An 18,465-nucleotide genomic window follows, 5' to 3' on the forward strand; every position below is an offset into this window, starting at 1 on the left:
ATTGCGCCGACCCATGCCATTTTGACGCATTGCAGCAAAAAACCCAGGGCGGATCATAGAAAAGGCATGATGGACAGCCGCGCCATCACGGCGGGCAGGGCCGTGGCGGCGTTACGCTCGGCAAGGTCGATACGCGGTACCGGGCAGCCTGCGACCGGCTCGCTGATTTCCTCCTGGAAACGGGCCATCTCTGCCTTTGGCACCAGCCTCACATGCAGGTCGATCACTCCGCCCGGTTCGAACGGCAGCGGGCGCGGCATGAACCCAGGGACTTCGGCGAGACCGGCGATAGTCGGCGGCACGCGACAGACCAGCCGCCCGGCGCGGGCCGCGGCAAGCAGCCTGTCGTCGCCGATCAGCCGTGAGAACAGGCCTCGCGCGCGGCAATGGTCCAGGAGTGTCAGCGCCAGCGTCGTCTTGCCGGCGCCGGACGGCCCGGTGATAAGGACGCCGCGGTCGCCGATCAGGATCGCGGTTCCGTGAATGTTTTCAGGCTGCGCGGCGGGTTCGGGCATGGTTATGTTCGAGCTAGAGGTCAGCCTTCGGCCGGCAGCGTCACGACGAAGCGCGCGCCCTTGATCTCGCCGGGCTTGGTGCCGGGAATGTTCTCGGCGGTCAGCGTGCCGCCATGGGCTTCGACGATCTGCCTGGAGATCGACAGGCCAAGGCCCGAATTCTGGCCGAACGCCTCGCCCGCCGGCCGGTCGGTGTAGAAGCGTTCGAAGATGCGGTCGATATTGTCGGCGCGGATGCCGGGACCATTGTCGTCGACGGTCAGGATGTTGAACTTGCCGGCGCGCGCCAGCGACAGGCTGATGTGGCCATGGGCCTCGGGAACGAAGGAGCGCGCATTCTCGATCAGATTGGTGACGACCTGGCCGATGCGCAGGTCGTGGCCGGCGACGAAATAGCCTTTCACGCCCTGCGGCAGCTTGGCGACCTTGAGTTCGATCTCGACCGCCTTCTTGTTGCGCGTGGTCTCGCGCGACACGGCGACGAGGTCGGTGATGAATTTCTTCAGGTCGACCGTTCCCGCATCTTCTCGCGCCAGTTCGGCATCGAGACGGGAAGCGTCGGAAATGTCGGTGATCAGTCGGTCCAGCCGGCGCACGTCATGCTGGATGATGTCCATCAGCCGGCTGCGCGAATTGTCGTTCTTGGCCAGGGGCAAGGTTTCCACGGCGCTGCGCAGCGAGGTCAGCGGGTTCTTCAATTCGTGCGACACATCGGCGGCGAAGCTTTCGATCGCCTCGATGCGAGCATAGAGCGCGTTGGTCATGTCGCGCACGGCGACCGAAAGATTGCCGATCTCGTCCTGCCGGTCGGAAAAGTCGGGGATTTCCTCACGGCTCTTGACGCCGCGCCGGACCCGCACCGCCGCGGCAGACAGCCGGCGCAGCGGATTGGCGATGGTCGAGGCCAAAAGCATCGACAGGATGGCGGTGACCAGTGCCGCGATGCCGAAGACGCGCAGGATCGCCTTGCGCTCTGCCGCGACGATCTTGTCGATGTCGCCGCCTTCGGTCGACAGCATCAAGACGCCGAGGACGGCGCGGAAGCGCTGGATTGGTACCGCCACCGAAACGATCTGCTCGCCCTGCTCGGAGACGCGCACGATGGTCGACGGGCTGCCGGTCAGCGCCTTGACCACTTCCGGGAAGGCGGCGCCATTGCCGCCCGGCTGCTCGCGATAGACCGGCAGGTCGGTGTTGCGGAAGAAGTCGAAGATGAACTTCTGGACGCGTTCGACAAGGTCGGGCTCTTCCTCCTCGACCGGCGGCAGATCGTAGCGCAGGATCTGGCCGCGCGAATAGAGGTGGCGCGAATCGAGCAGCAGATTGGCGTCGCGGTCATAGATGCGGGCCCGCGTGCGGGTCGGCGAGATCAGCCGCCGCAGCACTGGCGCGACACGCTCGGGATTGATCGGGAAGTCGAGATTGTCGAGTTGATCCGAGCCCGGCCCCAGGCTTTCGCCGGCCTGCAGCTCAAGCAGCTTTTCCGGGTCGATGCTGATCGAATCGGTTTCGACCGTCGCCGACGCCGCGATCGCGCCGGCGATGATCTCGCCCTGCGTCATCAGGCTTTCGACGCGGGCATCGATCAGCCCGTCGCGGAAGGTGTTGAGGTAGAGGATGCCGGTGACCAGGACAGCCAGGCCGGCAAGGTTGAGAAACAGGATGCGCCGGGTCAGGCTGGAAAAGATGTGGTGGCCGAGGAAGCGGCGCATCGGCACCGTGATCTTCGAGACGAAGGACGGCATGATGCGCGACGGCCGCCTGGCGGCGCCCGTCGGTCTTGTTCGCTGTGCTTCCACTGCCATCGAATAGCAGGCCCTGCCTAATTAGTGAGTAGCGAGTAGGCAGTAGGGAATAGAGAAGTGGCTGAGATCGCGGTAATGTGGCCGCTCGCACCATTCAAAACGGACTACTGACTATTCCCTACTGCCTATTTCACGCTTCGCGGAACCGGTATCCGACTCCGTAAAGGGTTTCGATCATCTCGAAGTCGTCGTCGACAGCCTTGAACTTCTTGCGCAGCCGCTTGATGTGGCTGTCGATGGTACGGTCGTCGACATAGACCTGCTCATCATAGGCCGAATCCATCAGCGCATCACGGCTTTTTACGACACCGGGGCGCTGCGCCAGCGAATGCAGTATCAGGAATTCGGTGACGGTGAGCGTCACCGGTTCGCCCTTCCAGGTGCAGGTGTGGCGCTCCTGGTCCATGACGAGCTGGCCGCGCTCGAGCGAGCGGGCCTGCTGGCTGGGCGCCTTTGCCGCAGCCTCGCGGGCGCTGGCACGGCGCAGCACGGCGCGCACCCGCTCGACCAGCAGGCGCTGCGAGAACGGTTTGCGGATGAAATCGTCGGCGCCCATCTTGAGGCCGAACAATTCATCGATCTCGTCGTCCTTGGAGGTCAGGAAGATCACCGGCAGGTCGGACTTCTGGCGCATCCGGCGCAAGAGCTCCATGCCGTCCATGCGCGGCATCTTGATGTCGAGGATGGCAAGATTTGGCGGACGCGCCGCCAGGCCTTCCAGCGCGGACGCACCATCCGTGTAGGTCTCGACGCGATATCCCTCGGATTCGAGGGCGATCGACACCGACGTCAGAATGTTGCGGTCGTCATCGACAAGCGCGATTGTTGCCATTTCAAGCGGCTCCCTCATGAGCTGTCCCTTCTTTCGTAGAGAAGGGGCTTTTGCAGGACAAATTAGGTACAAAATGTGGCATAGGCCTTGTCCGCTGTCACGCGCGGGGTGCCGCAGGCCACAATCCTACCTCGACATGGATTGGACGAACGAACATCGCCAATCCTTTGGGCAACCGTGAAACTTTTCGCATATATAAACGATTTAAACAACTTTCAAAATTTTTAAATCGATTAATGATTTGATATCATTTGGCTTTTCTGGTTTTGACCATCTCAGCCCGCTCGGTGGGCGTGCCGGAAATGCGCCGGCAAAGATGCGGCAAATCGTAGAAGGGACACCAATGTCGGAAGTCGGCAAACGCAATCCTGCTTGCCCGATCGATCGTATCGGCCTGAAAACCACCGGTATGGTGCGCTATAATTTTGGCGCGGCCGCCCTTTACGAGGAGGCGATCCGGCGCGGCGAGGCCCGGCTGACCGCGCATGGCGCGCTGGTCGCCGAGACCGGACAGCACACAGGCCGTTCGCCAAAGGACAAGTTCGTCGTCCGCGACGCCAACACCGAGGCGCATGTCTGGTGGGACAACAACAAGGCGATCTCGCCGGCCCAGTTCGAAACGCTGTTCGCCGATTTCCTTGCTCACGCCGCGGACAAGGATCTCTATGTTCAGGACCTCGTCGGCGGCGCCGATGCCGAGCTGAAACTGCCGACGCGCGTCATCACCGAGTTTGCCTGGCACTCGCTGTTCATCCGCAATCTTCTCATCCGTCCGGACAAGGCCGAGCTCGAACAGTTCGTGTCGGAGATGACGATCATCGACCTGCCGTCCTTCCGCGCCGACCCCGCCCGCCACGGCAGCCGCGCGGAAACGGTGATTGCCGTCGACCTTACCCGCAAGATCGTGCTGATCGGCGGCACCTCCTATGCCGGCGAGATGAAGAAGTCGGTGTTCACCATGCTCAACTATCTGCTGCCGCAGAAGGGCGTGATGCCGATGCATTGTTCGGCCAATGAGGGGCCGGCCGGCGAAGCGGCCGTCTTCTTCGGGCTTTCCGGCACCGGCAAGACGACACTGTCGGCCGATCCGTCGCGCACGCTGATAGGCGACGACGAGCATGGCTGGGGCCCGCACGGCATCTTCAATTTCGAAGGCGGCTGCTACGCCAAGACGATCAAGCTGTCGGCTGAAGCCGAGCCGGAGATATTCGCCACCACGCAGCGCTTCGGCACGGTGCTGGAAAATGTCGTGCTCGACGCCGACGGCGTGCCGGACTTCAACGATGGCCGCCTTACCGAAAACACACGCTGCGCCTATCCGCTCGACTTCATCCCTAACGCCTCGAAGACCGGGCGCGCCAGTCATCCCAAAAACATCATCATGCTGACCGCCGACGCCTTCGGGGTGATGCCGCCGATCGCGCGGCTGACCCCGGCGCAGGCGATGTATCATTTCCTCTCCGGCTATACGGCCAAGGTGGCCGGAACCGAAAAGGGCGTCACCGAACCCGAAGCGACGTTTTCGACCTGCTTCGGCGCTCCGTTCATGCCGCGCCACCCCTCGGAATACGGCAATCTGCTGCGCGAGCTCATCGCCAGCCACGGCGCCGATTGCTGGCTGGTCAACACCGGCTGGACCGGTGGCGCCTACGGCACCGGCAAGCGCATGCCGATCAAGGCGACACGCGCTCTGCTGGCCGCCGCGCTCGACGGCTCGCTGAAGACAGCCGAATTCCGCGCCGATGCCAATTTCGGCTTCGAGGTGCCGGTGGCGGTGCCTGGCGTCGATAGCGCCATTCTCGATCCGCGCTCGACCTGGGCCGACAAGCCCGCCTATGACCGCCAGGCGGCAAGACTGGTCGGCATGTTCGCCGTCAACTTCGAGAAATTCGAGCCGCATGTCGATGCAACCGTCATGGGTGCGGCGCCACGCATGCAGGAAGCGGCGGAGTAATCGTCACGTCGCTCAGCACCATTGAAGGCTCGATTTCGATCGGGCCTTTTCTTTTGTCCGCCGCCGCGCCATGACTGCGGCATGCCGATCGACGACGACATCATCATATCGGGCGAAGCCGTGATCCATCCCGGTGACCTGCACGAGGATTTCATCCGCTCGTCGGGGCCCGGTGGCCAGAACGTCAACAAGGTGGCAACCGCCGTGCAACTGCGCTTCGACGCGGCCGGCGCGGCCGGCCTGTCGGAACGCGTGCGTGCCCGCACGATCAAGCTTGCCGGCCAGCGCGCCACCAAGGACGGCGTTATCGTCATCGAGGCCGGGCGCTTCCGCACCCAGGAGCAGAACCGGGCGGACGCCCGGGCGAGGCTCACGGCGCTTGTCGCCAAGGCAGCCGAACCGCCGCCGCCACCCCGCAAGAAGACGCGCCCTTCGAAAGGCGCGGTGGAGCGGCGGCTGAAGAGCAAGGCTGGACGCGGCACGATCAAGAAGCTGCGCGGCCGCGTCGGCGACGACTGATCCGTCTGCCAGAACGTTTTCGGGTCGTTGTCAGCGCCTCCGTGTGGCATTCTTCAAGGTCAAAGCAGCAACCGGATTATCACCGACCTCATGCTCGTTTTGCCCAAAGGCGTCCGTCACATGCCGGCCCATCTCTCCCGCGCTGTTCAGGAGGCGCTGGTCGAAGAGGTGAGAGGCATCGTCCAGCAGGCCCCGCTGTTCGTCCCTGCCATGCCGCGCACCGGCAAGGAGATGAGCGTGCGCATGACCAATTGCGGCCTGCTCGGCTGGGTCACCGACAAGGAGCGCGGCTATCGCTACCAGCCGACGCATCCGCTGACCGGAGAGCCATGGCCGCCGATCCCAGAGGGCCTGCTCAATCTTTGGCGGCAGGTGTCGGGCTATCCGAATCCGCCGGAGGCCTGTCTTATCAATTTCTACACGGCCGACGCGAAGATGGGCCTGCACCAGGACCGCGACGAGGCCGATTTCTCGGCGCCTGTCGTCTCTGTCTCGCTGGGCGACGATTGCCTGTTCAGGGTCGGCCAGACGACGCGCGACGGCGCCACCAAATCGTTCAGGCTGAAGAGCGGCGACGTCGTCGTGCTCGGCGGCGAGGGCCGTCTCGCCTTCCACGGCGTCGACCGCATCTATCCCTCGACCTCGGCGCTGCTCAAGAACGGCGGCAGGATCAATCTGACGCTGCGGCGGGTGACGAAGCCGAACGAGAACGCCTTATAAGCCGATCCTGACGCGCGCCCTACCGAGGTCGCCAGGGTCCTGGAAACAGCCGCAACTGCTTGGCAAGGCTGCCGCGCCGGGGCCGCCCGACGCTGTCACGCCTCTATTTCGAGAGCCGAAAGCGGCTTCGAGCAGCAAGCGAGGATGAAGCCGTCATCGATCTCGTGATCGAGGATGCCGCCATTGTGGCTCATCTCGACGGCGCCGGAGACTTTCTTCACCTTGCAGGTTCCGCACAGGCCGAATTCGCAGGCCGCGGGGATCCGCACACCCGAGGAACGCGCCGTCTGCAGCACGGTCTGGCCGGCGATGCACTCGGCATCGACATCCGAAAGCGCGAAGCGGATCGGTGTTGCCTCGATAGGAACGGCAACGTCTTCCCCAGGCGATGCGGACGGCGCCGGGACTTCCTCAACCGCGGGGGCGGCAAAGCTCTCCTGGTGGTATTTCGTCATGTCGAAGCCGGCGGCTTCAAGCATGCCGCGCACGGCGCGCATGAAAGGATCCGGACCACAGCAGAAGATCTCGCGTTCGCGGAAATCGGGCGCCAGCAGCGGCAGCCGGATCGCGTCGATGCGGCCCATATGGCCATACCAGCCCTCGCGGCTCGACCGCTCCTCGATCATGAAGCCGAGCGACAGGCCCGGCATATGGCCGCCGAGCAGTTCGAGTTCCTTGCGGAAGATGATCTCTTCGGCGCGCCGCGCGCAGTTGACGAAGCCGACATCGGTCCATGGCGCGCAATCGTTCAGCCAGCGCAGCATCGACATCATCGGCGTCACGCCGGAACCGGCCGAGATGAACAGATATTTGGCCGCCGGGTGGCTGTGCAGCGAAAAGTCGCCGCTCGGCCCATAAGCCTTGACGTGCGAACCGGGCACAAGGTGTTCGAACATCCAGCGTGTGCCGATGCTGCCGGCCTGCGCCTTCACCGTCACCGCGATCGAGAACGGCCGTGACGGCGACGACGACAGCGTATAGGTGCGCATCAGCGGTCCGTCCGACGTCGGCAGTTCCAGCGTCACGAACTGGCCCGGCTTGTAGCGGAACCAGGTCTGGTTGTCGGAGCGGAAGGTGAAGGTCTTGACGTCAGGCGCCTCGTCGCTGACGCCGATCACTTCCAGCACCTGCAGCCTGTCGTTCCAGGGCGCCATCTGATCGAGATGGCGATAGAGGCCAAGATCCGTCATCGCGTTCATCCCCAAACCTCTCAGGCGACACTGCGCAAAGCCGGCCGGCCGTCTTGGGCAAGCCGTGGGCCGATGAAGGACGCGTACCATTCGACAAACTGGATCACGCCGCCCTCGTGCAGCTCCGAATAGGGGCCGGGCTCATAGGCCGGCGACAGAATGCCGAAGGCGTTTTCCTCGACGATGCGGCGATCCTGGTCGTTGGTCTCGGTCCAGACATGGGTGAGTTCGGCAAGATCGTAGTCGACGCCCTCGACTGCGTCCTTGTGCACCAGCCATTTGGTCGTCACCGCGGTTTCCGTGGCGCTGATCGGCAGCACGCGGAAGGTGACGGCATGGTCGCCGAGGATGTGGTTCCACGTCGTCGGATAGTGATAGAGCAGCAAGGAGCCGATGCGGTCGGCCGAGACGCTGTCGGACAGGTTCTTCTTCACCGCCCGCTTGCCCGTCATCGTGTAGCTGACCGCATCGCGCAGCAGCGGCGCGCGGGTGGCGCGGTATTGCCCGGCCGGATCGATGCGGAACTTGCTCGGCAGCCCGGCCGCCTCGCATTTGGCCCAGTGTGCCAGCATTTCCGGATCGCTGTCGGCGCCTTGCACGCCGGTCACCGTCGGGGCTTCCGGGAAGGTCTTGCACAGTTCCGGGTGATTGCCGGCGCAATGATAGCACTCGCGGTTGTTTTCCCAGACGAGCTTCCAGTTGCCCTTCTCGACGATCGTGCTCTCGAAGGCGATCTTTGCTTCGCTGAGCCGGTGCGGCTTGAGATAGGGTTCGATCATCGCCCGCATCGGCGCGAAGTCGGCGGGTTCCTTGGCCAGGCAGATGAAGATATAGCCGGCCACGCTTTCGCAGGCGACCGGCTTCAGGCCGAACTGGCTTTTGTCGAAGCCGTCTGCCATCTGGCGGGCAAACAGCAGCCTTCCGTCCAACTCATAGGTCCATTGGTGATAGGGGCAGACCAGCTTGGCGGCCATGCCCTTGTCGGTGTTGCAGACGCGGCTGCCGCGGTGGCGGCAGGAATTGTGGAAGGCGTTGATCTTGCCCTGCTGATCGCGCACCAGCACGACAGGGTAGTCGCCGATCTGTACGGTGATGAAGCTGCCGGGCTTGGGCAGTTCGCAATCATGGCCGACGAACAGCCATTCGCGATACCAGATCAGCTCCATGTCGAGCTTGAAGAAATCGGGATCGGTATAGAAGGGCTGCTCGAGCGAGAAGCCCTCTCTGCGGCCATTCAACAGCCTCAGCATATCGTTGCGCGCATCCATGTCCTGTCCTCATACTTCAAGGACTGAACTGGTGGTGATTGAGGAAGGATGAGACGCAACTCGGCGAAAGCCGGGCACGCGCGATCCGCCTCTTGACCGCCCACCGCGATCAGTCGAGTTCAAAAATCTCGGGCTGGTTTCCGGGCTCTGGAGTGTCCTTGCGGACGGTCGCGACACCTTCCCAGGCTTTTGCCCAGTGGTCTCCCGTTGCGACTTGAACTCCACCACCGTTGCGGGGGCAGCGCCGGATTTTGACCGGCTTCCCAATTCTCCGCCCCGTCGTCACGAAGCGGCACCTGAGATGACATGATCTAATCACGACAGCGTTTGCGACATCGGCATGAAAGCGACATCGTATCCATGCGGCGCGACACGCATGCGCAACGATCAGGTCACGGGCAGCGGTCACGAAAATCGCCTCCGCCGATAGCTGTGCCGGCTGTCAAAATCGACCCGGAACTGGGGCAAAAGAGGTTAACGGTTCGAAAAGTGACTATTAGCAGACTCTAAAATCGAACCGAACGGTTCGTTTCTGTTGACGGTGCGTGCAGGACGGTGTGAACGATGGACCTCCGATACAGTCTGTGACCTTGCGGCTGGCGTTTACTAAGTGGTTGATATCAACAAGAAAAATGCATGGCTCGGAAGCCCTGGCACAATTTCAAGTGGTGGATTCTTGGTCCACACGGAACAACTTCGTGATTGGAAACGGCGAACTGGCTTTCCCACATCGGGCCTGTCCGAACGACGCGATTTCAATCCCAAGACACGCCGCTAGACGGACGGAAAAAATACTGGAGTACCAAAAATGAAAAAGATTGTTCTCACTGCCGCCGCCCTTCTGGCTATTTCCGGCAGCGCCTTTGCTGGTAGCGACCACTATGGTTCGAATGCCGCCGCAGCCGCGGCTGTCGACAGCTCGTACACCGCTTCGACCAACAAGTCGGAGCCGGCTGCTCAGACGCCTGCCCAGGGCGCCGATCGCAACCTCTTCGGCAACAACTAACAACAGATCCCGGCCGACAGCGGGCTTTTCGCCCGCCGCTCTGGCCGACCTTGAGAAATTCAGGAGACTAACATGAGCAAGATCATCCTTGCTGCCGCCGCCGTTCTGGCCATTTCCGGCAGCGCCTTCGCTGGCAGCGACAACTACGGTTCCAACGGTGCCAACCAGTCGGCCGCTGCGGCCGACCATTCCTACACGGCTTCGGTCGACAAGTCGGCTCCGGCCACCCAGCTGCCTGCTCAGCAGGGCGCTGACCGCAACCTCTTCGGCAAGTAATGCCGGTTTACGGGAATGGCGGCGATGCCGGCCATTCCCGTGAAATCCAGAAATTCAGGAGACTAACATGAACAAGATCATCCTTGCTGCCGCCGCCGTTCTGGCCATCTCCGGCAGCGCTTTCGCGGGCAGCGACAATTTTGGTTCCAATGGCGCCAACCAGCCCGCCGTGACTTCGCCCGCCGCAACTTCGATTGACAACTCGCGTACGGCTTCGATCCGCGAGAGCGGCTCGCCTGTCTACAAGCTGCTCAATTCGTCGGGCGACGCGCAGAAGTCCGCTCCTCAGGGCAGCGACCGCAACCTCTTCGGCCGTTAACAGCCGTAGCTGATTTCCAAAAAAGAGCGGCGGGCCTGGCCCGCCGCTCTTTTTTGTTGCCTTGACCCAGCAGGACCGGCGGCCTCAAGCCGCTTTTGCTTCCGGCTTTTGCAGCGCGAAGGAATGTCCGTCCGCATCGAAGATATGCAGGTCCTCGGCATTGGCGCTCAGCCGCAATGTCGAACCGCGCTTGACCTCGACATTGCCCGGCAGTTTGGTCACCAGCGGCAGGTCGGCGCGGCCGATATCGACATAGACCAGCTGGACCTCGCCGAGCTGCTCGACATAGTCGACCGTTCCCTCGAACAGATAGTCCGCGCCGCTGGCGATCATCAGGTCTTCCGGCCGCACGCCGAAACTGACCGCCGCGCCCTTGGCCGAGGCCGGCGTGGTGATCGGCACCGCCGCCTTGCGGCCGCCGACATGGCTGACGACGGTCGGGTTGCCGGTCTTGTCGATGGTTGCCGGCAGGATGTTCATGGCCGGTGAGCCGATGAACTGGGCGACGAACAGATTGCCGGGTTTCTTGTAAAGGTCCATCGGCGTGCCGACCTGTTCGACATGGCCGTCCTTCAGCACCACGATGCGGTCGGCCAGCGTCATCGCCTCGACCTGGTCGTGGGTGACATAGATCATCGTCGTGTTGGGCATCGATTCCTTGAGCTTGGCGATCTCGATGCGCGTGGCGACGCGTAGCGCGGCGTCAAGGTTCGACAGCGGCTCGTCGAACAGGAACACTTTCGGATTGCGCACGATGGCGCGGCCGATGGCGACACGCTGGCGCTGGCCGCCCGACATCGCCTTGGGCAGCCGGTCGAGATACTTGGTCAATTGCAGGATTTCCGCCGCCTGGCGCACGCGGCGGTCGATCTCGGCCTTGTTCTCCTTGCCGATCTTCATCGAGAACGCCATGTTGTCGTAGACCGTCATATGCGGATAGAGCGCGTAGGACTGGAACACCATGGCGATGCCGCGCTTGGACGGCGGCACGTCGTTGACAACGTCGCCATCGATCTTGAGTTCGCCCGACGTGATTTCCTCGAGCCCGGCGATCGAGCGCAGCAAGGTCGACTTGCCGCAGCCCGATGGACCGACGAAGACGATGAACTCGCCCGATTTGATATCGAGGTCGATGCCGTGGAGAATGTTGAGATTGCCGTAGGACTTCTTCACTTGTCTCAGATTGACATCGGCCATTGGTGTCCTCCCAGTGATTTCCTCAAAGATTTCAGTCTATGCGCCCGAACCAGGCGCCGTAGCCGCCAAGCTCGATCGAACCGGTGCTCGCCTGCCCGGAAAACCCGTGTCCCGGCAAAGGTTGCAGTGATCGGCTGCCAAGGTCAACCTTGGCCGGCTTGGCGCCCAGGTTGAAGACGCAGACAACCTGCTCGTTGCCGGCGCGGCGCGTGAAGGCGACGGTGTCGCCCTCGCTTTCGATGAAGGTGATGTCGCCCTTGGCCAGAGCCGGATGGGCGCGGCGGAAGGTCAGGAAGCGCCGATAGTGCTCGAGCAGCGAAGCCTGGTCGCCTTGCTGGACATTGACGGCCTGCGCCAGATGCTTGGCCGGCACCGGCAGCCAGGGCTTGGCCTGGGAAAAGCCGCCATTCCTGGCGCCGCCATCCCACACCATGGGCGTACGGCAGCCGTCGCGGCCCTTGAACTCCGGCCAGAAGCGGATGCCATAGGGGTCCTGCAGGTCCTCGAAGCGCAGTTCGGCCTCGCCCAGCCCGAGTTCCTCGCCCTGGTAGATGCAGACCGAGCCGCGCAGCGACATCAGCAATGCCGAGATGACCTTGAGATAGGCGACAGGGTCGGCTTCGCCGGCGGCCCAGCGCGAGGCCGGGCGCATCACGTCATGGTTGGAAAACGCCCAGCACGACCAGCCGTCGCTGGCGACCTTGCCAAAGGCTTCCAGCACCGAGCGCACCTTGGCGGCGCTGATCTTTTCCGGCGCCAGGAAGTCGAAGGAATAGCACATGTGCACGCGCTTGCCGCCGGCCGTGTAGGCGGCCACGACTTCCAGCCCGCGCTGCGAATCGCCGACCTCGCCGACGGCGGCGGTTGCCGGATATTCGTCGAGCAAAGCGCGGAAGCGTTCGAGGAAGCCGAGATTTTCCGGGCGGCTCTTGTCGTAGAGATGGTCCTGGTAGTTGTAGGGATTGACCGCCGGCGCGGTCTGGTCGTTGCGTTCTTCCGGCGGCAGCGGCGGATTGTTTTCCAGGCCCTGACTGTGGAAGTAGAAATTGATCGTGTCGAGGCGAAAGCCGTCGACGCCGCGTTCCAGCCAAAAGCGGGTGACGTCGAGCAGCGCATCCTGGACTTCACGGTTGTGGAAATTGAGGTCGGGCTGCTCGGCCAGGAAATTGTGCAGGTAATATTGCTGGCGGCTGGTGTCCCACTGCCAGGCCGACCCCCCGAAGATCGACAGCCAGTTGTTGGGCGGCGTCCCGTCGGGCCTGGCGTCCGCCCAGACATACCAGTCGGCCTTGGAATTGCTACGGCTCGACCGGCTTTCCTTGAACCAGGGATGGATGTCGGCCGTATGCGACAGCACTTCGTCGATCATCACCTTGAGACCCAGCCGGTGCGCCTCCGCCGTCAGCGCGTCGAAATCGGCCAGCGTGCCGAACATCGGGTCGACGTCGCAATAGTCCGAGACGTCATAGCCGAAATCCTTCATCGGCGATTTGAAGAAGGGCGAGATCCAGATGGCGTCCGCGCCGAGCGCGGCGATGTAGGGCAGCCGTCCGATGATGCCCTTGAGGTCGCCGATGCCGTCGCCGTTCGAATCCTGGTAGCTGCGCGGATAGATCTGGTAGATCACCGCGCCTCGCCACCAGTCGCGATCGATGGCGAGGTCGGGGTTCGAACTGGCTTTCAAAGCGGATTGCATGGTTTCAGCCTCCTTTCACCGAGCCGGCGAGCAGCCCGCGGACGAAATAGCGCTGCAGTGAGAAAAAGACGATTAGCGGCACGATGATGGTGATGAAGGCCGATGTCGTCAGGATCTCCCAGTTGCCGCCGCGAGAGCCGAGCAGCGCGTTGAGCTTGGCCGTCAACACGATCTGGTCGGGTGCCGTACCAAGGAAAACCATCGCCACCAGGAGATCGTTCCATACCCACAGGAATTGGAAGATGGCGAAGGAGGCCAGCACCGGGAAGGACAGCGGCAGCACGATCTTGACGAAGATCTCGAAATCGCTGGCGCCGTCGATGCGGGCCGATTCCATGATCTCGCGCGGCAGGCCGGCGATATAGCTCCTCAGCAGGTAGATGGCGAAAGGCAGGCCGAAGCCGGTATGCGCCAGCCAGATGCCGAGATAGGTCTTCGACGGCACGCCGAAGAAAGTACCGACACCGTTATAGAGCTTGAGCAGCGGGATCAGCGACATCTGCAGCGGCACTACCAGCAGGCCGATGATGACCGCGATCAGCAGCGCACGGCCGGGAAACCGCATCCAGGCCAGCGCATAGGCGGCAAAGGCGGCGATCAGGATCGGGATGACCGTCGCCGGTATGGTGACGGTCAGCGAATTCATGAACGAGCGGCCGATGCCTTCCGAGAACAGCACCGTCTGGTAGTTGTCGGGGGTGAATTTCGGCGGCGCCGACGAAGCATAGTAGAGACGCTGGCCGCGGTCGCCTTCGAACGCCTTGGGCGAGGTCATGACGAAGCTGCCGTCGGCATTGACCTGCAGGGTGACGCCTTCACCCAGGTCGGCCGATGAGCCGGCCGGATATTGCGTCGGAGCGGCCGCCTTGACGCCGAAGGCGCTGATGTTGCGCTTGGCGCCATCGCCGAAAATGTTGCCCTCGAGAACGTACTTGCCGTCCTTCTGGGTCTGCGCCGTGGCGGGCGGCAGCCGCCCGGCCTCGGTCTGGCTGGAGCTGGCGAATGAATTCCACCAGCCCGAGGCGACTATCTGGTCCTTGTCGCGCAGCGACGAGACCAGGATGCCGAGTGTCGGAATGGTCCAGATGGCAACGAAGACCAGCACCGCTATGTGGACGCCGAAACGGCTGGCGAAGGATTTTCCGGTCGCGACGGCCATCTCAATGTCCTCCCGTCTCTTTGTTCGCCTGGCGGATGTTCCAGACCATGATCGGGATGACCGCTATCATGATGATGATGGCGATCGTTGCGCCGCGGCCGAAATCGCCGCCGCCTCGGAACATCCAGTCGAACATCAGATTGGCCAGCACCTGGCTGTTCCACTGGCCGTTGGTCATGGTCAGCACGATGTCGAAAACTTTGAGCACCAGGATGGTGATGGTGGTCCAGACAACGGCGATGGTGCCCCAGATCTGCGGCACCATGATCTTCCAGAAGATCTGGAACGGGTTGGCGCCGTCGATGACCGCGGCCTCCAGCGTCTCTTCCGGAATGCCGCGCAACGCCGAGGACAGGATGACCATGGCAAAGCCGGTCTGGATCCAGATCAGGATGATCATCAGGAAGAAATTGTTCCAGAACGGCAGCGATATCCACACCTGCGGCTGGCCGCCGAAATGCTGGATGATGGCGTTGAGCAGGCCGATCTGCACTTGGCCCTCGCCGCGATACTCGTAAATGAACTTCCAGATCACGCTGGCGCCGACAAAGGAGATGGCCAGCGGCAGGAAGATCAGGCTCTTGGCGATCGTGCCCCACCAGATCTTGTCGGTGAGCACGGCGATGATCAGGCCGAGGAAGGTGCAGGCCGCCGGCACCACGGCCAGCCACAGCAGGTTGTTCAGGATCGAGCGTCGGAGGTCTGGATCGCGCAAAGCCCACTCATAGTTGGCGAGCCCGACGAAACTGCTGCCGCCGCGGTCGAGGAAGGAGAGCCATAGCGTCGCGATCACCGGGTAGATCAGGTAGATGGTGAGAATGATCAGCGCCGGGCCGACGAACAGCCATGGCCGCACGAGGCCCTGCCGGCGCAGATTGTTGACGGCAGCCGTGCCGGTGACCCCGCGCGAAGGGAAGGTCAGGTCCAGCAGTTTGTTGGCGCCCCAGAAGTAGGCGACACAGCCGCCGACGCCGATGATGATGACGAAAATGGCCGAGAAAATCTGAGCCGCCATGGGTCCCTCTCCCTGCGCATGACCAGCCAGGCAAGCTGGCGGTCGGATGCACCGACTTTGTGAGTCATTCGGAACAATCGAAACGCGAAGGCTTCCGGCGTATGCCGCCGGTCGGACCCGGGCCGTGGCCCGGATCCTGCAGGAGGATCAGTAAGGTTCCAGCTTGCCTGTTGCGATCTACTTGATTGCGTCCCAGCTCTTCTGGATGTCGGCGGCCACGTCCTGGGCGGACTTGCCGCCGACCAGATCGATCATGCCGGTCCAGAATGAGCCGGCACCGATCTTGCCGGGCATCAGGTCGGAGCCGTCGAAGCGGACTGTCGTCGCTCCGACCAGGATCTCGCCCTGCTTCTTCAGCGCATCGCTGCCATAGGCATCCTTGTTGGCGCTCTTGAAGGGGGTGACGAAGCTCTTCTGTGCCATCCACAATTCATGCGCGAGCGGCATTTCGAGGAACTTGATGAACTCGCGCGATGCCTTGGAATCCTTGGTGATCATCACCAGCGTTCCGGCGACCTCCAGCGGCGTTCCGAGTTCCGGCTTGGAGGCGTAGGGCGGGTAGGGGAAGAAGTCCGCGTCCTGGCCGAGCTTCACGCCCTCCGGGAAGAAGGACGGGATGAACGATGCCTGGTGGTGCATGTAGCACTTCGGCGGCACGGTGAAGAGCCCCTTGGGGCTGTCGCGGAAATCGGTCGCCGCCACTGCCTTGGCGCCGCCATCCACCATCTTGTCGTCCGTGGCGATCTTGCCGAAGATGTCGATGGCGCTGACCACCGCCGGGTCGGTGAACGGGATCTCGTTCTTGACCCACTTGTCGTAGACTTCCGGCGGCTGCGTCCTGAGCATGATGTCCTCGACCCAGTCGGTCGCCGGCCATCCTGTCGCACCGCCGGAACCAAGCCCGATGCACCAGGGCTTGCCGCCATCGGCGATGATCTTCTTTTCGAGCTCGGCCAGTTCCTCTTGCGTCTTCGGCACCTTGTAGCCGGCTTCCTCGAAATTGTCGGGCGAGTACCAGACCAGCCCTTTCACGTCGATCTTGTAGGGAAAGGCATAGAAGGCCGACTTGCCGTCCTTGCCGGTATAGGTGCCGAGTTTGGCCCAGGAGTCGCCGGCGGCGTAGTTTTCCTTGATCCAGGCGGCGACGTCGTCGCCCAGCGGGGTCAGCACGCCCTTGGAAGCGAGGTCCTGGATCAGGCCCGGCTGCGGCAGGACGGCGATGTTCGGCGGGCTCCCGGCCTGGGTATCGATGACGATCTGCTGCTCGTAGTTTTCGGACGAGGAGTATTTCACCTCCGCGCCGGTCGCCTCGGAGAAATAGTCGAGCACCGAACGGACAAGCGTCTCATCCTCGCCGCGCCACGGCCCGAAGATGGTCAGCGTCTCGCCCTTGAGGTCGACCTTCTTGAGGTCTTCAAAGTTTGCCCAGTTGAAGCGCTTGTCCTCGCCTGGCTTGAACTTCAGTTCGGCATGCGCGGGCGTATTCAGGGCGAGCGCACCAAACGCAACACCCAGCAAAAGCATTTTCTTCATCGGTATTCCTCCCAGTGGGTCACACACACCGGACGGAACCTCCATTCCGCCCGCCGACGCCGCAGGACTGTGACTCAGTCGCAAGGGAACCGCAACCTTTCGAAGAGCCTTCCAAAGCGCTTTGGCTTTTTGGATCACGCCATTGAATCATCTGAAAGTCAAGAGGCTCGGTAGCTAATCGATTTAATTTTGCAGATTATGCCGCCGAAAAGTGCACCGCAGCATGCTTTTTTGGCAGCGCAACAGCAATTTTCGTTTCAAACTGACTCCAACCCCGACTATGGTCATCTCGATACCGTCGCGCCTTTGTGGCGATTGGGTCGATTCAATTTAAAAGCGCTTTGAGGGAATGGAGGCCGTTGTGAACCTCAAGCAGCTCGCGCATATGCTGGCGCTTTCGCAGACCACGGTAAGCCGGGCACTGAATGGCTATCCGGAGGTCAACGAGGAGACGCGCAGGCGCGTCATGGACGCCGCCAAGCGCCAGGGTTATCGCCCCAATCCGAGCGCGCGGCGGCTGGCGACCGGCAAATCCGGCATGATCGGCTATGTCCTGCCGACGGGTGCGGCCGTCGACATCGATCCGCATTTTGTCGAGTTTCTGTCAGGCCTCGGCGACTATGCCCGCTCGCACGAGCTCGACCTCGTGCTGTCCCCGGCCGACGCCGACGACCAGGAGACGACCTATCGGCGCATCGTCGCCAACCGGCAGGTCGATGCCGTCTATATCTCTTCGCCGCGGCCGCAGGACAGTCGGGTGGCGCTGGTCAGCACGCTCGGCATTCCCTTCCTCGTCCATGGCCGCAGCGAGGGCTTCGATTTCGACTATCCCTATCTCGACATCGACAATGAGGGCGCCTTCCACGAAGCGGCGCGGCTGCTGGTCCAGCTCGGCCACCGGCGGCTGGCGCTGATCAATGGCGACGACCGCGAGACCTTCGCCATCCATCGCGAGCGCGGCGTGCGCCGCGCGCTCGCGGCAAGCGGGCTAAGCCTGGGCGAACGCCATGTCTGCTCCGTGGTCATGACCGAAGAGAACGGTTATCGCGCCACCAGGCGCCTGCTCGAGGAGGGCGACGCGCCGACGGCGATCGCCTGCTCCAGCCTGATCATGGCGCTGGGCGTCGTGCGCGCGGTGCGCGACCTCGGCCTCACCATTCCCGGCGATGTCTCGCTGATCGCTCATGACGACGTCTTCCCCTGGTTGAAGCCGGAGAATTTTTCTGTGCCGCTGTCGACGACGCGCTCATCCATCCGCCTTGCCGGCGCCCGCGTCGCCGAGCGGCTTGCGGCGCGGATTTCGGGGCTGGAAGAAGGCGCCCGCGGCGAAGTCTGGCCGGTCGATCTGGTGGTCAGGGGATCGGTTGCGGGAGCGCCGGCCTAGCGGTCGAAACGCAATCACTCTGAGCGAGGGGGGGCGGCCCGGTAATCGTGCGGAACGGTAAGCCGCCCCCCAACGTT

Annotated in this window: 17 protein-coding genes and 1 riboswitch; of the genes, 7 read left to right on the plus strand and 10 right to left on the minus strand. The window is 62.8% G+C overall.

Annotated features, from left to right (window positions below; translation table 11 throughout):
• Positions 1-53 precede the first annotated feature (53 nt).
• From CK228_RS23560 to CK228_RS23570, 3 genes are all read right to left on the minus strand, one after another.
• Positions 54-515 carry a serine kinase gene (locus CK228_RS23560; protein WP_095771541.1) on the minus strand — a complete coding sequence of 154 codons (462 nt, stop codon included), beginning with the start codon at positions 513-515 and terminating at the stop codon, positions 54-56.
• Positions 516-535: 20 nt separating this feature from the next.
• The gene (locus tag CK228_RS23565; protein ID WP_095771542.1) at positions 536-2,320 is read right to left on the minus strand and encodes a sensor histidine kinase; all 1,785 of its coding nucleotides are present in this window, start codon (positions 2,318-2,320) and stop codon (positions 536-538) included.
• A 130-nt stretch (positions 2,321-2,450) separates the two neighbouring features.
• The gene (locus CK228_RS23570; protein ID WP_010912942.1) at positions 2,451-3,152 is read right to left on the minus strand and encodes a response regulator transcription factor; all 702 of its coding nucleotides are present in this window, start codon (positions 3,150-3,152) and stop codon (positions 2,451-2,453) included.
• A 343-nt stretch (positions 3,153-3,495) separates the two neighbouring features.
• Between CK228_RS23570 and CK228_RS23575 the strand changes: the two genes are divergently transcribed.
• The 3 genes from CK228_RS23575 (at position 3,496) to CK228_RS23585 (ending at position 6,345) form a co-directional block, all read left to right on the plus strand.
• Positions 3,496-5,106, plus strand: a complete 1,611-nt coding sequence (locus CK228_RS23575) for a phosphoenolpyruvate carboxykinase (RefSeq protein WP_095789415.1) — start codon at positions 3,496-3,498, stop codon at positions 5,104-5,106.
• Between the two features lie 81 nt (positions 5,107-5,187).
• Positions 5,188-5,625, plus strand: a complete 438-nt coding sequence (arfB, locus tag CK228_RS23580; protein ID WP_095771544.1) for an alternative ribosome rescue aminoacyl-tRNA hydrolase ArfB — start codon at positions 5,188-5,190, stop codon at positions 5,623-5,625.
• A gap of 90 nt (positions 5,626-5,715) precedes the next feature.
• Positions 5,716-6,345, plus strand: a complete 630-nt coding sequence (locus CK228_RS23585) for an alpha-ketoglutarate-dependent dioxygenase AlkB (RefSeq protein WP_095789416.1) — start codon at positions 5,716-5,718, stop codon at positions 6,343-6,345.
• Positions 6,346-6,440: 95 nt separating this feature from the next.
• Here the strand turns inward: CK228_RS23585 and CK228_RS23590 are convergent, their stop codons facing one another.
• Together CK228_RS23590 and CK228_RS23595 are read right to left on the minus strand one after the other, a co-directional pair.
• Entirely contained in the window at positions 6,441-7,535 is a 1,095-nt protein-coding gene (locus CK228_RS23590; RefSeq protein ID WP_095789483.1) for a hybrid-cluster NAD(P)-dependent oxidoreductase, read from the minus strand.
• 20 nt (positions 7,536-7,555) lie between these two features.
• Entirely contained in the window at positions 7,556-8,803 is a 1,248-nt protein-coding gene (locus tag CK228_RS23595; protein ID WP_095789417.1) for an aromatic ring-hydroxylating dioxygenase subunit alpha, read from the minus strand.
• Between the two features lie 113 nt (positions 8,804-8,916).
• Positions 8,917-9,118: riboswitch (cobalamin riboswitch) on the minus strand.
• A gap of 493 nt (positions 9,119-9,611) precedes the next feature.
• On the opposite strand from CK228_RS23595, the gene CK228_RS23600 reads away from it, so the two are divergent.
• The 3 genes from CK228_RS23600 to CK228_RS23610 all read left to right on the plus strand — a co-directional run bounded on the left by CK228_RS23600 (position 9,612) and on the right by CK228_RS23610 (position 10,404).
• A complete protein-coding gene (locus CK228_RS23600; protein WP_095789418.1) occupies positions 9,612-9,809 on the plus strand; it encodes a DUF680 domain-containing protein in 198 nt (65 codons plus the stop codon).
• A gap of 72 nt (positions 9,810-9,881) precedes the next feature.
• Complete coding sequence (locus CK228_RS23605) at positions 9,882-10,085, plus strand: DUF680 domain-containing protein (protein WP_095771548.1); 204 nt, start codon at positions 9,882-9,884, stop codon at positions 10,083-10,085.
• 67 nt (positions 10,086-10,152) lie between these two features.
• On the plus strand, positions 10,153-10,404 hold the full coding sequence (locus CK228_RS23610) for a DUF680 domain-containing protein (protein WP_095771549.1): 252 nt from the start codon (positions 10,153-10,155) through the stop codon (positions 10,402-10,404).
• An 84-nt stretch (positions 10,405-10,488) separates the two neighbouring features.
• Here CK228_RS23610 and ugpC read toward each other — a convergent pair whose 3' ends face one another.
• The 5 genes from ugpC to CK228_RS23635 form a co-directional block, all read right to left on the minus strand.
• On the minus strand, positions 10,489-11,601 hold the full coding sequence (gene ugpC / locus CK228_RS23615; RefSeq protein WP_095789419.1) for a sn-glycerol-3-phosphate ABC transporter ATP-binding protein UgpC: 1,113 nt from the start codon (positions 11,599-11,601) through the stop codon (positions 10,489-10,491).
• 31 nt (positions 11,602-11,632) lie between these two features.
• Positions 11,633-13,297 (minus strand): alpha-glucosidase family protein, encoded by a 1,665-nt coding sequence (locus CK228_RS23620; RefSeq protein WP_095771551.1) that lies wholly within the window; start codon positions 13,295-13,297, stop codon positions 11,633-11,635.
• A 4-nt stretch (positions 13,298-13,301) separates the two neighbouring features.
• The gene (locus CK228_RS23625) at positions 13,302-14,456 is read right to left on the minus strand and encodes a carbohydrate ABC transporter permease (protein ID WP_095771552.1); all 1,155 of its coding nucleotides are present in this window, start codon (positions 14,454-14,456) and stop codon (positions 13,302-13,304) included.
• A gap of 1 nt (position 14,457) precedes the next feature.
• Positions 14,458-15,471, minus strand: a complete 1,014-nt coding sequence (locus tag CK228_RS23630) for a sugar ABC transporter permease (protein WP_095771553.1) — start codon at positions 15,469-15,471, stop codon at positions 14,458-14,460.
• A gap of 177 nt (positions 15,472-15,648) precedes the next feature.
• Entirely contained in the window at positions 15,649-17,004 is a 1,356-nt protein-coding gene (locus CK228_RS23635) for an ABC transporter substrate-binding protein (protein WP_095771554.1), read from the minus strand.
• Between the two features lie 361 nt (positions 17,005-17,365).
• Between CK228_RS23635 and CK228_RS23640 the strand changes: the two genes are divergently transcribed.
• Positions 17,366-18,388, plus strand: a complete 1,023-nt coding sequence (locus CK228_RS23640) for a substrate-binding domain-containing protein (protein ID WP_095789484.1) — start codon at positions 17,366-17,368, stop codon at positions 18,386-18,388.
• Positions 18,389-18,465: the final 77 nt, after the last annotated feature.

This window comes from Mesorhizobium sp. WSM4312 (assembly GCF_002294875.1).
GTDB lineage: Bacteria > Pseudomonadota > Alphaproteobacteria > Rhizobiales > Rhizobiaceae > Mesorhizobium.

Coding starts and splice junctions, on each gene's coding strand:
- CK228_RS23575 (WP_095789415.1), top strand. CDS start 3,496: ATGTCGGAAGTCGGCAAACGCAATCCTGCTTGCCCGATCGATCGTATC.
- CK228_RS23590 (WP_095789483.1), bottom strand. CDS start 7,535: ATGACGGATCTTGGCCTCTATCGCCATCTCGATCAGATGGCGCCCTGG.
- CK228_RS23630 (WP_095771553.1), bottom strand. CDS start 15,471: ATGGCGGCTCAGATTTTCTCGGCCATTTTCGTCATCATCATCGGCGTC.
- CK228_RS23585 (WP_095789416.1), top strand. CDS start 5,716: ATGCTCGTTTTGCCCAAAGGCGTCCGTCACATGCCGGCCCATCTCTCC.
- CK228_RS23620 (WP_095771551.1), bottom strand. CDS start 13,297: ATGCAATCCGCTTTGAAAGCCAGTTCGAACCCCGACCTCGCCATCGAT.
- CK228_RS23635 (WP_095771554.1), bottom strand. CDS start 17,004: ATGAAGAAAATGCTTTTGCTGGGTGTTGCGTTTGGTGCGCTCGCCCTG.
- arfB (WP_095771544.1), top strand. CDS start 5,188: ATGCCGATCGACGACGACATCATCATATCGGGCGAAGCCGTGATCCAT.
- CK228_RS23570 (WP_010912942.1), bottom strand. CDS start 3,152: ATGGCAACAATCGCGCTTGTCGATGACGACCGCAACATTCTGACGTCG.
- CK228_RS23565 (WP_095771542.1), bottom strand. CDS start 2,320: ATGGCAGTGGAAGCACAGCGAACAAGACCGACGGGCGCCGCCAGGCGG.
- CK228_RS23625 (WP_095771552.1), bottom strand. CDS start 14,456: ATGGCCGTCGCGACCGGAAAATCCTTCGCCAGCCGTTTCGGCGTCCAC.
- CK228_RS23605 (WP_095771548.1), top strand. CDS start 9,882: ATGAGCAAGATCATCCTTGCTGCCGCCGCCGTTCTGGCCATTTCCGGC.
- CK228_RS23600 (WP_095789418.1), top strand. CDS start 9,612: ATGAAAAAGATTGTTCTCACTGCCGCCGCCCTTCTGGCTATTTCCGGC.
- CK228_RS23595 (WP_095789417.1), bottom strand. CDS start 8,803: ATGGATGCGCGCAACGATATGCTGAGGCTGTTGAATGGCCGCAGAGAG.
- ugpC (WP_095789419.1), bottom strand. CDS start 11,601: ATGGCCGATGTCAATCTGAGACAAGTGAAGAAGTCCTACGGCAATCTC.
- CK228_RS23560 (WP_095771541.1), bottom strand. CDS start 515: ATGCCCGAACCCGCCGCGCAGCCTGAAAACATTCACGGAACCGCGATC.
- CK228_RS23610 (WP_095771549.1), top strand. CDS start 10,153: ATGAACAAGATCATCCTTGCTGCCGCCGCCGTTCTGGCCATCTCCGGC.